This window comes from Tahibacter aquaticus (genome assembly GCF_004363655.1).
Taxonomy (GTDB): domain Bacteria; phylum Pseudomonadota; class Gammaproteobacteria; order Xanthomonadales; family Rhodanobacteraceae; genus Tahibacter; species Tahibacter aquaticus.
Genome location: NZ_SNZH01000018.1, coordinates 35,728 through 49,733 on the forward strand (window position 1 = coordinate 35,728; position 14,006 = coordinate 49,733).

The following is a 14,006-nucleotide window of genomic DNA, read 5'->3' on the forward strand; positions in this document are numbered from 1 at the left end:
CCGTCGTGCGTTTGCCTCGATGACACCGTATCGGTATCGGGAGGTTGTTCCATGCGCACCGCATCGACAGATCGGCCGCCGTTCCCCCCACTGCGCGCCCTGCTGCCTTGCCTCGGGCTGTTTCTGCTCGCCGGCACGGCGTTATGCGGTACGGCGCTGGCGCAACAGGTCACCAGTCATCTCATCGCCGCCGGTGGCGGCACCAGCCGTTCACCGGGAGGTTGCCGCGTGCTGGAAGGCAGCGTGGGCCAGCCTGCGCTTGGCGCGGCCAGCGGCGGCGCATTCACGCTGCGCGCGGGCTACTGGGCCGGCCCGGGCAGCCAGCGCCGCGACAGTGTCTTCTCCGGCGATTTCGAGGAGTGCAATTGATGAATACCCGTCCTTCTTTCCGCACCGCGTGGTATCGCGCCGCTGCCTTGCTGCTTTGCCTGGCCTGCATCGGCCCGGCTATCGCGCAGCCTTCTCCACAATTGCCGGATTTCACTTACCAGGGGCGGCTGCAGCAAAGTGGCGCGCCGGCCAACGGCAGCTTCGATCTCGCATTTGCGCTGTACGACCAGCCGACCGGCGGCAGCCAGGTCGGCACGACGGTGACCGAAGCGGATTTCCCCGTCGTCGACGGCATTTTCGATGTGTCGCTGAGTTTCCCGGGCGCGTTTACCGGTACGCAGTTGTATCTGCAGGTCAGCGTGGAGGGCACGCCGCTGTTGCCGCGCCAGGCGGTGGCGACGGCGCCGGTATCGCAGTTCACGCTGAGCGGCAGCATCGGCGGTGCGGCGGGCGGTGTGCTGGCGGGTACTTATCCGAATCCTACCCTGGCGGCGGGGGCCGTCGGCAATTCCGCGATCGCCACCGGTGCCGTGAGCAATTCCAAACTGGCGGCGGATTCGGTGACGGCATCGAAGATTTTCACCGGCTCCGTCGGCACTACCGAGCTGGCCAGCGACGCGGTCACGGCAGAGAAGATCGCCAACGGCGCGGTGGTCACGGCGGCCATCGCCAATGACAGCGTCACCCGCGGCAAATTCGCCGGCGGCTACAGCAATGGCGCGATCGCCGCCACGGTGGCGGCGAACGATTGCAACGACTACAACCTGGCTATCTCCGGCGCCGAGGTGAACGACATGCTGCTGTTCAATCTGCAGTCGTCGGTCAGCCTACCGGCGAACATGCTGATACAGCCGCTGCGGGTGGTCAGTGCCGATACCGTGCAGGTGCGGATATGCAATTTCGGCAGTACGACGCAGAGCACGGGAACGATCGGCATCTATCTGCTGACCCTGCGCTGACAGGACTGCCTGCGGTGCGGCGCGGCCATGGGGGCTTTGTCAGGGGGAATCGTGTTCGGGTCGGTCGGGGGCGCGACGTTCGCCAGCTCGCGTAGCGGCCGGCGGAGCCCGGGCGATGCTGCCGATCGCCCGGGTTTTCCCGGCATGTTTCGGCCTGCCCGATCCGTGTCGGCATCAGGGACAGCCGGCGGGCGCCGCGTCGAAGCCGTCGGCAAAAACGCTGTCGAACGCCACCGCGTCGAATTCGTAGGCGCCGAGGTCGGGCGCGCTGCCGGCCACGCGCCCAAAGCCGCGCTGGTCGACCAGCGGCAGCGGTCCGGCACACGCCGCGCCGGCGTCGATGGCTGGGCTGCCCGGGCTCAGTGCCATCGTGGCGCTGGGGCCGCCGTTGTCGTTCAACAGGCCGAGCAGCGGGTCGGCAGCGATGGGGAATACCGGCAAGGCGGGGGCGCCGTTCGCCGCGGTCGAGGTCATGACCAGCGTGGTGCCGGCCGCTGTTGTCGCCGCCGCCGCTGCGTTGCCTAGTCCGCCGGCCACGCCGGCCGGCTGGTCGACGACCAGGTCGGCGCCGCCCGTGCTGTTGGACAGGATGCTGTTGTGCAGGGTCAGTGCCGCGGTTGTGCTGCCGCTGCTGGCGGCTGCGTTGTAGGCCAGCGAGTAGATCGCGCCGCCCGCCGCGGCGCCGTTGCCGCGGCGGCCGGTGCCGCCCACGACGGTATTTCCGGCCAGGGTGGAAAAGCGCACGGTGAGCCTGCCGTTGAGATTGAACACGGCGCCGCCCAGGCCGCTGCCGCCGTTGCCTTCGAGGTCGGGCCGCGAGCCATCGCCAGAGGGGCCGCCGGTCGCCGTGTTGTTGGCGAGGGTGCTGTTGATCAGGGTGACGTTGCCGGCGTGGTTGAAGAGGGCGCCGCCCAAGCCGGCGCCGCCGCCGCCGTTGGCCGCGGGGTGGGGAAAGCTGGCGCCGCCGCCGAAGCCACCGGTGCCCTCGCTACCGGCACCGGCGCCACCGCCGAAGCCGCCTTTGCCGCCGCGATTGGCACTGCCGCCGCCGCCGCCGAAACCGCCGCCGCCGGCCGCCAGCGACTGGCCTGAGTCGGCGCCGCCGCTCCCCACGCCGCCACCGCCGCCGCTGCCGCCGATGGCGCCATTGGCGAAGCTGCCGGCGCCGGGGCTGGGGGAAGCGCCAAAGCGTTCGGTCAATCCGCCGGGGCCGCCGCCGAAACCGCCGCCGCCGCCGGCGTTGTTGTAGACGCTGTTGATTCCGCTGCCCCCACCGCCGCCGCCGCCGTTGCCGCCCGGGCCGCCGGTACCGGTGTTGTTGTGGCTGCCCGCGCCAGCCAGGCCGCTGGGCACGCCGCCGCCGGCGCCGCCGCGCCCGCCCGCGCCGTTGCCGTTGAGTCCTGCGTCGCTGGTGCCTTTGGGTACGACACCGCCCATGGCGCCGCCGCCACCGCTGCCGTCGCTGGCCATGCCGCCGCCGGAGGAGGCGCCGCCGATCGTGGTGCCGCCGCCGAAGGCCTGGTTGTTGCTCAGGGTGACGCCGCTCAGGGTCAGCGTGCCCTGGTTGAAGAGGGCGCCGCCCATGCCGGCACCGCCGCCGCCGTTGGTGCTGCGGCCGCCGCGCTGCACGCCGCCGTGCAGGGTGAGGTTGCGCAGGGTCAGGTCGCCGCGCCCCGGGGTGTTGTAGCCCGGCGTGGCGCTGCTTTCGGCATCGGCGCCGATGAAGAAGAAGCGCAGGTGCGGTGACGTGCCGACAACGGCGTTCAGCGTCGCGCCGTTGCCGTCGATGGTGAGGGGGCTGGCGATGGGCGGCAGGGCGTTGGGTCCGTACCAGAAGTTGTCCGGGCTGTCGCTGTGCAGGTCGATCGTGGCGGCCGGCGGCAGCTGGATGGTGTTGGCGCCCGCCGCGGCGCCGGAACAGGTGCCGCTGCCGATGGCGGTCGTGGCGGATTCCGACAGCGGGGCTATCGTGGTCGCGCCTGCCGGCGTGGCGTTGGCCGGGTTGTTCGCGCGGTTTGCCGCGTAGATGGCTTGTGCCAGCGTGCAGGTGCTGGCCGACGAGGCGCCGGTGTCGGTGACGAGGATCGCGGCCTGTGCCGCCGATGCGGTCAGCAGGCCAAGCAGCGTACCGGCGACCAGGCCGGCCCCCACGCGCGGCAGGCCATGCCGGGTCCGGCGGCCGGCTGTTCCTGTCGCGCCATGCCCACTCGGCAGGCTGCAGGCAGGCACGCCATCGGAGATGCCGCGGCGCGGCGGACGGAGCGGGAAATTCATGCAGGTTTCCTTTATGGGTTTGTGCCGTCGGGCGCGGGTCTGGTGGCGGACCTCGGCCGGTCGAACGGTGGGCAAGGGTTTTCGGTCGGCGCGATGCCCGCGGTGGGTGGTCTGAACGACGCAGCGCCGGGAATTGCGCCATGGGGATGCGTTTTTCCTGGCACAGGCGCTGCGGGGTGCAAGCGGGCGCTGCCAGGGCGCTGGGCCGGCCGGGAGTGGGGTTGGTGCCACGGTTTGTCGAGCGCACGGACGGCGGCGACGGTCGTGCTGGCATGCGGCGCCGTCGCCGGCTTTATGCGCGCGACGCAGGACGCCGGTATGCTGGTTTCCTACCGCGAATCGATTGGCAGTTCATGGGCGAAGACAGTTCCAGCAGTGGCGTCGACGAGCTGGCCGCGCGCCTGTATCAGCAGCTGCGTGTGCTGGCGCGCAGCGAGCGCCGGCGCAGCGGCGGGCCCGATACGCTGCACACCACGGCGCTGGTCAACGAGGTCTATCTCAAGCTGGCCGATGCCGAGCGGCTGCGCTTTGGCGAACCGCGCCAGTTCTTTGCCTACGCGGCGCAGGCCATGCGGCATATCTTGCTGGACCGCGCCAAGCTGCAGACGCGCCTCAAGCGCGCGGACAGCCGCCTGCGGGTTTCGCTGACCGATCCGGACGTGGAAGCCATCAGCGTCGACCCGAACGATGCCGTTGTGCTCGATGCGGCATTGACCGAGCTGGCCAAGCTCGATACGCGCGCGGCGCAGGTGGTCGATCTGCATTTCTTCGCGGGGCTGGGCCTGCAGCGGATCGCCGATCTGCTCGGTGTGCATCGGCGCACCGTCGATCGCGACTGGCGCTTCGCGTCGGCGTTCCTGAAAAGTCACCTGGTCTGATGCCGCCGCCGCTGGGTCTGCGGGACTGCTTCGACAGGCTGGTCGACTTGCCGGTGTCGGAGCGTGCGGCCTGGCTGGATGCGCACGATATCGACGCAGCGCTGCGCGAGCAGGTGCGCAAGATGCTGGCCGCGGACGGCGTGGAAAACGACGCGGTGCCGCTGTTCAGGGCGGGTGCCGCGGCCTTGGCGGCGGAGTTCACGCCGGAGTCCGACGAGGGCGCCGGGCTGATCGGCACGACGATGGGCCCGTATCGGCTGAGCGGCGTTCTGGGCCAGGGCGGCACCTCGCTGGTGTTTCGCGCCGAGCGTCCGATGGGCGAGGGCATCCAGGTCGTGGCATTGAAGGTGCTGCGTACCGGCCTGTTTTCCGCCGACAGCCAGCGCCGTTTCCGGCGCGAACAAGGGATGTTGAGCCAGTTGTCGCATCCGAACATCGCCGGGCTTGTCGACGGTGGCATCGGTGCCGGCGGTATTCCGTATATCGCCATGGAATTCGTCGACGGCCTGGCGATCACCGATTACGCCACGGCGAACGCGCTTGATCTGCCGGCGCGCCTGCGCCTGCTGGTCACGGTCTGCCGCGCGGTGAACAGCGCGCATCGCGCGCTGGTGGTGCACAGGGACCTGAAGCCGTCGAACGTGCTGGTCAGCCGCGAAGGCGTGGTCAAGGTGCTGGATTTCGGCATCGCCCAGCTGCTCGACGACGGCAGCGGGAACAGTGCACAGACGCAAGTGGTGTCGCTGACGCCGGGCTATGCGGCGCCGGAGCAATACCAGCCTGGCCCGGTGACGACCGCGACCGATATCTACGCGCTGGGCGTGCTGCTGGCGGAATTGCTGATCGGCCGGCCGGTGGCACCGGCGTCGTTTTCGGTGTTGTCGCGCGCGTGCGTCGAGGCGCCGCCCGAGGTGTCGGCTGGCTTGCCGGCCCCCGCGGCGCTGCGGCGCCTGCTGCGCGGCGATCTCGATGCGATTTACAGCACGGCCTGCGCCGCAGAGCCCGACCGGCGCTACGGCTCGGTCGCGCTGCTGGCCGAGGATCTGGAACGCTATCTGCAGAACCTGCCGGTCAGCGCGCGCGCGCCGTCGGTGATGTATCGCTTGCGCAAATACGTGCGGCGCCATTGGATCGGCGCGAGTGCGGCACTGCTGGGCGGGCTTGCCGTTGTGATCGGCATGTCCACGACGCTGTGGCAGGCACGGCTGGCGCACGAGGAAAGCCAGCGCGCCACCGCGGTGAGCAATTTCCTGATGGGGCTGTTCGAAGCCTCGAAACCCGGGCAATTGCCGGAACAGCGCCTGACGCTGGAGCAACTGGTGCACCGCGCCAGCGCGCGGCTGCAGAAAGAAACCGACCTGCCCACGGCGACACGCATCGACATGCTGCGCCTGCTCGGCGAGGTGAGCATGGATGCCAGCGATTTCGCCGAGGCGGAACGTCTGCTGCAACAGGCGCTGGATCTCGGGCGCAGCGCGTATGCGGCAGATGCACCGGCGCTGCTGCGCATCCGCCTGTTGCTGGCGCAGCTGCTGCTGCGGCAGAACCGCTACGCCGATGCTGCTGACGCGTACGAGGCGATGCTTCCACCGCTGCGCACGTCGACGGACGCGACGAGTATCCGCGCGCTGCAGAACTACGCCTTTGCGCTGATGTATTCCGCGCGCGCGGAACAGGCGCTGGCGGTTTCCACCGACGCTACCCAGGCAGCTACTGCTTTCTACGGCAGCGGTTCGCAGGGCGCGGTTCTGGCGTCGCTGGAGCACGGTACCCTGCTGTCCGGCGCGGGGCAGCCAGCGCGGGCGGTTGCGGTGATCGAACCGGCCCTGCAGCACTGGCGCGATGCCGGCTGGCCGCCGGATCGGGATTTCCTGCGCGGGTTGTCCAACCAGGCCGGCGCACGCGTGTCGCTGGGTGAAATGCGCGCGGCCGAGCAGCTCGCGCGGGAAAGCCTGGCGACGGGCGAACTGATCTATCCGTCGCCGCACGAGCAGATTGCCGCGGCGTTGCTCAACCTGGGCGATGTGCTGCTGCAGACGGAGCACCTGGACGAAGCCGATGCGGTGCTGGCGCGCGCGTTGGCGATGTACCGGGCGATCTACGGCGCCGGTCATATGCGCGAAGCCAACACGCTGACGCGCATCGGCCAGCTGCAATGGCGCCGGCGCGATCTGGCCGCGGCAGCGCAATCCCTACTGCAGGCACAGCCGTGGTGTGCCAGGCCCGGCCTGCATGCGACGCGGACCTGTATCAACATCGACACGGAAGACGCCCGTATTGCGCTGGCGCAGGGCAACCTGGCGCAGGCCGATGCCCGCAGCGCGCGCGGCCTGGCGATGGCGCGCGAGCTGTTTCGCAACGACAACGTCGCCACGGCCGAACTGCTGGAGCTGCGCGCCGGCGTGCACCTGGGCAACGGCGATGCCGCTGCAGCCCTGGCCGCCTGCGACGACGCGCAGGCGATGCTGCGCCGCCTGGGCGAAACCCAGGGGCCGAGCGCCGTCGCGGTAGCCGTGCGGCGTGCAGCGGTGCTCGACGATCTGCGCCGGTATCCGGAAGCGCTGACAGACATTCAGCAGGCAGTGGCGCTCTGGCAGCGCCTTGCGCCCGACGGCTATCGGCGTCGCGCCGAGATGCTCGCGCAACTCGCACAGCTGCAGTCGAAGTCAGGAGATCTGCCGGCCGCACGGGCCACGGCGCAGTCGGCGCTGGCGCTGGTCGGGCACAGCGAACAGATCGATCCGGCGCGGCTGGCAACGCTGCAGTCGCTGGCCGCTGCGTCGTCACGCCGGCATTGATGCGTGGCGTCGGCGTGCGGCGCTGCGTGTCTGGCGGCAGTGCAGAAATCCGTTGTGGAGAATTGCGCATTCCGCGCATGTGCGCGGCGGCCGCGTTGCTACCGGCTCCACCACGCCCCGGGGAAATAGACGCCCGGGTCCGGCCGCTCGCGGTAGACGTCATGGCGGAAGCGGAACAGTTCCGCCGGCCGCCCGCCCGTGCCCGTCGCCAGGCGTCCGGTGCCTTCGACCAGCCCGGCGCTTTCGACCAGGCGGCGGAAATTCTGCTTGTGCAGGCGGTTGCCGCTGAGTGCCTCGACCACTTGTTGCAATTGCAGCAAGGTGAATTCGGCGGGCAATAATTCGAAGACCACCGGCCGGTATTTGAGTTTGCCGCGCACGCGGCCCAGCGCGGTGGCGAGGATGCGGCGGTGGTCCAGCGCCATGGCGGCGCCGCTGCCAGGCACCGAGGCGGCGCTGCCGGCGCGGTCGCGGCAGGCTTCGGCAACCAGGCCGGCTTCCCACAGCAGTTCGTAGCGTTCCAGGGTGCGTTCCGGATCCCAGGGCGCGGTGTCCAGGCCGAAGGTGAGGTCGACGCGTTCGTGCTTGCGGGTGTCGGCGGCGGCCCAGGCATGCAGGCGCGGCGCGAGTTCGCGGGCGATCAGTTCGGGCCGGCCGCGGCGCCAGTCTTCCCAGGGCAGGAAGGCGTAGCAGTCGCGCCAGTGCGCGCCCAGGCCGGCGGGCAGGGCCTGTTCGCGCATCAGCGCCAGATAGGTCATGGAAATGACGCGGGCGCCGCCGGCGCGTTCGCGCGGATCGCGGAAGCGGTCGCCAAAGGTATACAACTGCTCGACGTAGCCCAGCGCCAGGCCGGTCTGCTGGGTTACCCAGTCGCGCACGCCGCGTTCCAGGGTGGGATGGGTTTCCAGGTCGAGCGGGCCGGAGGGCAGGGCATCGTCGGCACCGTCGCCACGCACGATCAGCACGCGCGGCGCCTCGGCGGTCACTGCAACGATGACGGCATCGAGACCGAGGTGGATGGCGGGGGCGGGCATGCGGCGAGGATAGCGGAGTTGACGCGGCGGCTGCGCCTCAGTCGGCCGGCGCCTGTACGCGGATCCGCGCGTCGTCGAAATCGTAATAGCGAATTCGCGTGGTCGATTTCAGGCGCAGGAAGCGGCCGCTGGATTCCAGCTGCAGCGGCAGGCCAGTGGCGCTGTTGACCCAGACCTTGACCTCGGACCTGGCCGGCTCGGTCTGCGTATACGCATAGACCTGGGTGGCGATGCCGTCGACCGTCTCTGCGCCCAGGGCGGTGACTTCCAGGCCCTGGGCCAATTGGTCCAGGGCGGCCTGATTGCGGTATTGGCCGACAATGCGGTCGACCTGGATCGGCATGGGCAGCTTGATGCGGCGGCCATCGATCAGGGTATAGGCGTCGCCGCCGATCAGGATCTGCTCCATCTGGCCCTGGCCGTTCTCGATGCGGTAGCGATCCGGCGCGACGAATTCCAGGGTCGACAGCTGCTGGCCTTTCTTCACGTCGGTGACGCTGGCGCGGAAGCTCTTGGCGGCGAGGAAGCGGCTGAAGGCCTGGTGCAGCTCGTCCCGCGGCGAAGCCGCCGCAAGGCCGGTGCACAGGACCAGGGCTAGCGCCAGCAGGGACCGGGGCAAGGACATGGGAATCTCCGGAGCAGGGGCGGCGGCATGCTAATACGGATTTCGCTGCACCGGCGCGACAATTCGCGCTGTCGCAATCTGCATTAGTGATTCTTGCGCAGCCATGCGGCAGGCCGGGGCCGGCGGCCGTCGAGCGGCAGTGCACGCCGCTGCGCGCAGGTCTCATCTGCTGCGCCGCCAACCTGTTCCAATACCCCACTAGCGCCGGTAACCGACCAGCCGCCACAATCGGACCATGGACCGATACGAACGTATACTTAGCCTGCACCGCCTGCTGAAGAGTTCGCGCTATCCGGTAAGCCTGCAGCGTCTCAAGGACGAACTGGGCTGTTCCCGCGCCACCCTTTACCGCGACATCGCCTTCCTGCGCGATGCGCTGGGCGCACCGATCGAAAGCGGCGAGGGCGACCAGGCCGCCTTCCGCTACGACGCGGCCGAAGCCGAACGCTTCGAGCTGCCCGGCCTGTGGCTGACCAGCGACGAGCTGTCGGCGCTGATGGCGCTGAACGAACTCGTCGCGCGCAGCGGCCCCGGCATCCTGGCCGATGCGCTGGCGCCGTTCGAAAAGCGCATGCAAACCCTGCTGTCCGACCATGCCAGCGGCGCGCGCCTGCCGATGGAGCGCATCCGCGTGATTGGCAGCGGCATGCGCAAGCTCGACCAGATCAGTTTCCGCGTGGTCGCCGGCGCGGTGATGGCGCGGCGCCAGCTGCGCTTCCGCTACCGCGCGCGCTCTACCGGAAGTACCACCGAGCGCCTGGTGTCGCCGCAGCGCATCGCCCATTACCGCGACAACTGGTACCTGGATGCCTGGGACCACGAACGCGAAGGCCTGCGCAGCTTCGCCGTCGACCGCATCAACGCACCGCTGATGCTCGATGCGCCGGCACTGGACCGCGACGAAGGCGAGTTGAACCAGCACCTGGCCGCCAGCTACGGCATTTTTTCCGGCCCGCCCCGGGCCTGGGCGACGATCCGCTTCTCGCCGCATGCGGCGCGCTGGGTTGCCGACGAACACTGGCATTCGCAGCAGGAGGGTCATTTCCTCACCGACGGCCGCTACGAACTGAAGGTGCCCTACAGCAACTCCAAGGAGCTGCTGATGGACGTGCTCAAGTACGGCCCCGACGCCGAGGTGATGTCGCCGCTGAGCCTGCGCGAGGAAATGAAGATCCTGCTGCAACTGTCCATCGGCGCGTACCAGAACTGACATGCCTTCCACTCCGCTGGTACAGGAACCGCAGCGCCGCGGCTCGATTTCGCTGGTGCTGGGTTCCGGCGGCGCGCGCGGCTACGCCCATGTCGGCGTGATCGAGGAATTGCGCGCGCACGGCTACGAAATCCGCTCGGTCGCCGGCAGTTCCATGGGCGCCCTGGTCGGCGGCGTGTATGCCGCGGGCAAGCTCAGCGAATACCGCGAATGGGCCTGCGGCCTGCGCACTTTCGACGTGCTGCGCCTGGTCGACTGGAGCTGGCGTGGCGGTGGCCTGATCAAGGGCCAGCGCGTCATCGGCGCGCTGAAGGATCTGGTTGGCGAAACCAATATCGAAGACCTGCCGATCAGCTATACCGCGGTCGCGGTCGATATCGACGCCCAGCGCGAGGTGTGGTTCTCGCGCGGTTCGCTGTTCGACGCGATCCGTGCGTCCATTTCCATTCCTACCGTTTTTCGTCCGCATCACTACCAGGGTCGGCGCCTGGTCGACGGCGGCCTGCTCAATCCGGTGCCGGTGACGCCGACCCTGCGCGATCTCACCGACGCGACCATCGCCGTCGACGTGAACGCCGAGGCGGAAGGCGTGGCCGAGCGCGAGACGCCGGTGACGCGTCCCGAGATGCAGCCGCCGGATCCGTCCGACGCGCAGACACCGACCGGCTTCGGCCGCCTCGGTGCGCTGTGGGAACGCTTTGTGGAAAACCGCAGCAAGCGCGTGGTGATCAATGAGCCGGGCATGCTCGACCTGTTCGCCCGCTCGCTCGACGTGGTGCAGGAAACCCTGACCCGCTACAAGCTCGCCGCCCAGCCGCCCGACCTGGTCATCTCGATTCCGCGCAATGTCTGTGCCTTCTACGAATTCCAGCGCGCCGAGGAAGTGATCGAGATCGGCCGCCAGCGTACGCGCGAGGCGCTGGCGCGCTGGCAGAAGGTGAAGCGGACGCAGGTCTGGCCGTGATGGTACGCGGCAGGCCCGTGTAGGGCGCGATGAGCGGATGCGAATGGCGCCGCAAGGTGCCCGGGTGCGCGGTTCGAGCGAGCGGTGCGACCGGTGCAATTCGCTGGCGCTCATCGCACCCTGCGGTTGCAGCAAAGCGCGGTCACGGTATCGCTGCCGGATCCGACCGCGGCGCCCACAAAAAAACGCAGCCTAGGCTGCGTTTTTTTGTGGTGACGTTGCAGCGCTGTATCAGCTGCGCTTCATCGTCGCGAAGAACTCGTCGTTGGACTTGGTGTTCTTCATCTTGTCGAGCATGAATTCCATCGCACTCAGCTCATCCATGGGATGCAGCAATTTACGCAGAATCCAGATTTTCTGCAGCATGTCCGGGTCGATCAGCAGCTCTTCGCGGCGCGTGCCGGAGCGGTTGATGTTGATGGCCGGGTAGACGCGCTTTTCGGTGATGCGGCGGTCCAGGTGCACTTCCATGTTGCCGGTGCCCTTGAACTCTTCGTAGATCACTTCGTCCATCTTTGAGCCGGTATCGACCAGCGCGGTGGCGAGGATGGTCAGCGAGCCGCCTTCTTCCACATTGCGCGCGGCGCCGAAGAAGCGCTTGGGGCGCTGCAGGGCGTTGGCGTCGACACCGCCGGTCAGCACCTTGCCCGAGCTGGGCACGACGGTGTTGTAGGCGCGGGCGAGGCGGGTGATGGAGTCGAGCAGGATGACCACGTCGCGCTTGTGTTCGACCAGGCGCTTGGCCCGCTCGATCACCATGTCAGCCACCTGTACGTGGCGCGCGGCCGGTTCGTCGAAGGTGGAGCTGATCACTTCGGCGGCGCGTACGCCGCGCACCATTTCCGTCACTTCTTCCGGGCGTTCGTCGATCAGCAGGATGATCAGGTGCACTTCCGGGTGGTTGTGCACGATGGCCTGGGCCACGTTCTGCAGCATCATGGTCTTGCCGGCCTTGGGCGGCGACACGATGATGCCGCGCTGGCCCTTGCCCACCGGCGACATCAGGTCGAGGATGCGGCCGCTGATGTCTTCCGAGGAGCCGTTGCCGCGTTCCAGGCGGAATGCCTTGCGCGGGAACAGCGGCGTGAGGTTTTCGAACAGCACCTTGTTCTTCGACGCTTCCGGCGGCTCGCTGTTGATGTCGTCGACTTTGAGCAGTGCGAAATAGCGTTCGCCGTCTTTTGGAGGGCGGATGCGTCCGGTGATGTAGTCGCCGGTGCGCAGGTTGAAGCGGCGGATCTGGCTGGGGCTGACGTAGATGTCGTCGGGGCCGGCCAGGTAGGACTCGTCGCCCGAGCGCAGGAAGCCAAAGCCGTCCTGCAGTATTTCCAGCACGCCTTCGCCCCAGATACCGCCGCCGGCGCGGGCATGCGCCTTGAGGATATTGAAGATGACGTCCTGCTTGCGCGCGCGGGCGACGCCTTCCTGGATGCCCAGGCTTTCGGCCACTTCCAGCACGGCTGCCGCGGGCTTGCGCTTGAGTTCGGTCAGGTTGATCAGCGGGCCGTTGCCGCCGCCGTTGCGATCGTCCGGGATGTCGTCTTCGTAGTTGCCGCCGCGCATCTGCTGCTGCGGCTGGCGGTTCTGCCGGTTGCGATTGCGGTTGCGGCCTTCGCGCCGGTTCTGGCCCTGGCCGCCCTGCGGGTTGAAGCCGCCCTGGCCACCCTGCTGCGGATTGCCGCCCTGGCCGCCGTCGCCATTGCCGTCGCCGCCATTGTTGCCGTCGCCGCCGCTATTGCCGTTGTTGCCGTCGGCGGAATGGCCGCCCTGGCCTTGGCCGGCGTTGTTGCCGTTGCCGTTGCCATAGGACTGCTGCGGGTTGTTGTTGCCGCCGCCGTAATTCTGCTGCGGATGGTTATTGCCCCCGCCGTAGTTCTGCTGCGGATTGGCCTGCACGTTGCCGTGCGGTTCGCCGCCGCTGCTGGGGTTGGCGAAAAGATCGTTGTTGCCACCGCTTTCGACGTTGCCGCCGCGGGACTGGCGTTCGTTGCGTTCGCGTTCTTCGCGACGTTCCTGGCGCTCCTGGCGTTCTTGCCGGTCCGGGCGTGCGGCGCGCTCTTCGCGGGCCGGCGGCGGAGCGGCTTCGCCGTGACTGGGCGGCGCTGCCGCAGCGGGAGCGGCGGCTTCGGCGCTCGCGGCGGCCTCGGGTTTTGGTGTGCGGGGCGTACGCCGTGCCCGCGGCTCTGCCGCAGGAGTGGTTTCGGGACGTGCATCAGCCGTTGCGGCCGAGCCGTTTTCCTTGTTCTCGATATCAGACACGGGCAAACCTCGCATGGGCGCCGTTGGCCAGCATGAGTCACGCTGGCGGGATGGAATCAGGGGATGAACCGGAAGGGGATGGGGCGCTGCGCCCCGTACAACAGGGATTAACTTAGCACTGTGAAAGTGCAGCGTAAAGCCATGGACGGATTGGCGCCTGTGCCAACCGTCCGGGCCTGCCCGCGGCGGGCGCCGCGGTGCGTGTGTTTCAGATGGTGCGGTCGATCAGCTGGGTCAGCTTGGTGCGCGACACGGCGCCCATTTCGGTCGCCTCGACCTTGCCGTTCTTGAAGATCATCAGGGTCGGAATGCCGCGGACGGCGTAGTTGCGCGCGGTCTTCTGGTTGTGGTCTACATTGACCTTCACGATTTTCATGCGACCCTGGTAGCTGGTTGCCAGCTCGTCGAGCATGGGGGCGATCATTTTGCAGGGGCCGCACCATTCAGCCCAGAAATCGACCAGGACCGGCTCGGCCGAGTTCAGTACGTCGGTTTCGAAGGAATCGTCGCTGGTATGGGCGATCAGCTGGCTCAATGGAATTCTCCGTCTTAAGAATTTCCGCCAAGCTGCGGAAATGTTTGGGTTTAGGCTACACTCGGGCCGTTGCTGGGCAAGGCGGAGCGTGGCAGGAGCGGGGGAAGGGCGGCATTTCAGCCCAACTGCCCGCGCGTTTC

General features: G+C 68.4%; 11 protein-coding genes. 6 read left to right on the top strand and 5 right to left on the bottom strand.

What is annotated here, in order from left to right; genetic code table 11:
- Positions 1-51 precede the first annotated feature (51 nt).
- The gene (locus DFR29_RS23685; RefSeq protein ID WP_133821120.1) at positions 52-369 is read left to right on the top strand and encodes a hypothetical protein; all 318 of its coding nucleotides are present in this window, start codon (positions 52-54) and stop codon (positions 367-369) included.
- A complete protein-coding gene (locus DFR29_RS23690; RefSeq protein ID WP_133821121.1) occupies positions 369-1,289 on the top strand; it encodes a hypothetical protein in 921 nt (306 codons plus the stop codon). The genes DFR29_RS23685 and DFR29_RS23690 overlap by 1 nt, the downstream gene beginning before the upstream one ends.
- A 174-nt stretch (positions 1,290-1,463) precedes the next feature.
- Here the strand turns inward: DFR29_RS23690 and DFR29_RS30365 are convergent, their stop codons facing one another.
- Positions 1,464-3,563, bottom strand: a complete 2,100-nt coding sequence (locus tag DFR29_RS30365; RefSeq protein ID WP_166654295.1) for a choice-of-anchor Q domain-containing protein — start codon at positions 3,561-3,563, stop codon at positions 1,464-1,466.
- Positions 3,564-3,916: 353 nt separating this feature from the next.
- Between DFR29_RS30365 and DFR29_RS29385 the strand changes: the two genes are divergently transcribed.
- Positions 3,917-4,441, top strand: a complete 525-nt coding sequence (locus tag DFR29_RS29385; protein WP_166654296.1) for an ECF-type sigma factor — start codon at positions 3,917-3,919, stop codon at positions 4,439-4,441.
- Positions 4,441-7,239, top strand: coding sequence for a serine/threonine-protein kinase (locus DFR29_RS23705; RefSeq protein ID WP_133821124.1), 2,799 nt, complete (start codon positions 4,441-4,443; stop codon positions 7,237-7,239). The genes DFR29_RS29385 and DFR29_RS23705 overlap by 1 nt, the downstream gene beginning before the upstream one ends.
- A 98-nt stretch (positions 7,240-7,337) precedes the next feature.
- On the opposite strand, the gene DFR29_RS23710 is transcribed toward DFR29_RS23705, so the two are convergent.
- Entirely contained in the window at positions 7,338-8,273 is a 936-nt protein-coding gene (locus DFR29_RS23710) for an NUDIX hydrolase (RefSeq protein WP_133821125.1), read from the bottom strand.
- A 37-nt stretch (positions 8,274-8,310) separates the two neighbouring features.
- Complete coding sequence (locus DFR29_RS23715; protein WP_133821126.1) at positions 8,311-8,898, bottom strand: LolA family protein; 588 nt, start codon at positions 8,896-8,898, stop codon at positions 8,311-8,313.
- Between the two features lie 235 nt (positions 8,899-9,133).
- Between DFR29_RS23715 and DFR29_RS23720 the strand changes: the two genes are divergently transcribed.
- A complete protein-coding gene (locus tag DFR29_RS23720) occupies positions 9,134-10,108 on the top strand; it encodes a helix-turn-helix transcriptional regulator (protein ID WP_133821127.1) in 975 nt (324 codons plus the stop codon).
- Position 10,109: 1 nt separating this feature from the next.
- Positions 10,110-11,072, top strand: a complete 963-nt coding sequence (locus tag DFR29_RS23725) for a patatin-like phospholipase family protein (protein ID WP_133821128.1) — start codon at positions 10,110-10,112, stop codon at positions 11,070-11,072.
- Between the two features lie 231 nt (positions 11,073-11,303).
- On the opposite strand, the gene rho is transcribed toward DFR29_RS23725, so the two are convergent.
- On the bottom strand, positions 11,304-12,968 hold the full coding sequence (gene rho, locus DFR29_RS23730; RefSeq protein WP_425598886.1) for a transcription termination factor Rho: 1,665 nt from the start codon (positions 12,966-12,968) through the stop codon (positions 11,304-11,306).
- A gap of 571 nt (positions 12,969-13,539) precedes the next feature.
- Positions 13,540-13,866, bottom strand: coding sequence for a thioredoxin TrxA (gene trxA / locus DFR29_RS23735; protein ID WP_133821129.1), 327 nt, complete (start codon positions 13,864-13,866; stop codon positions 13,540-13,542).
- Positions 13,867-14,006 lie beyond the last annotated feature (140 nt).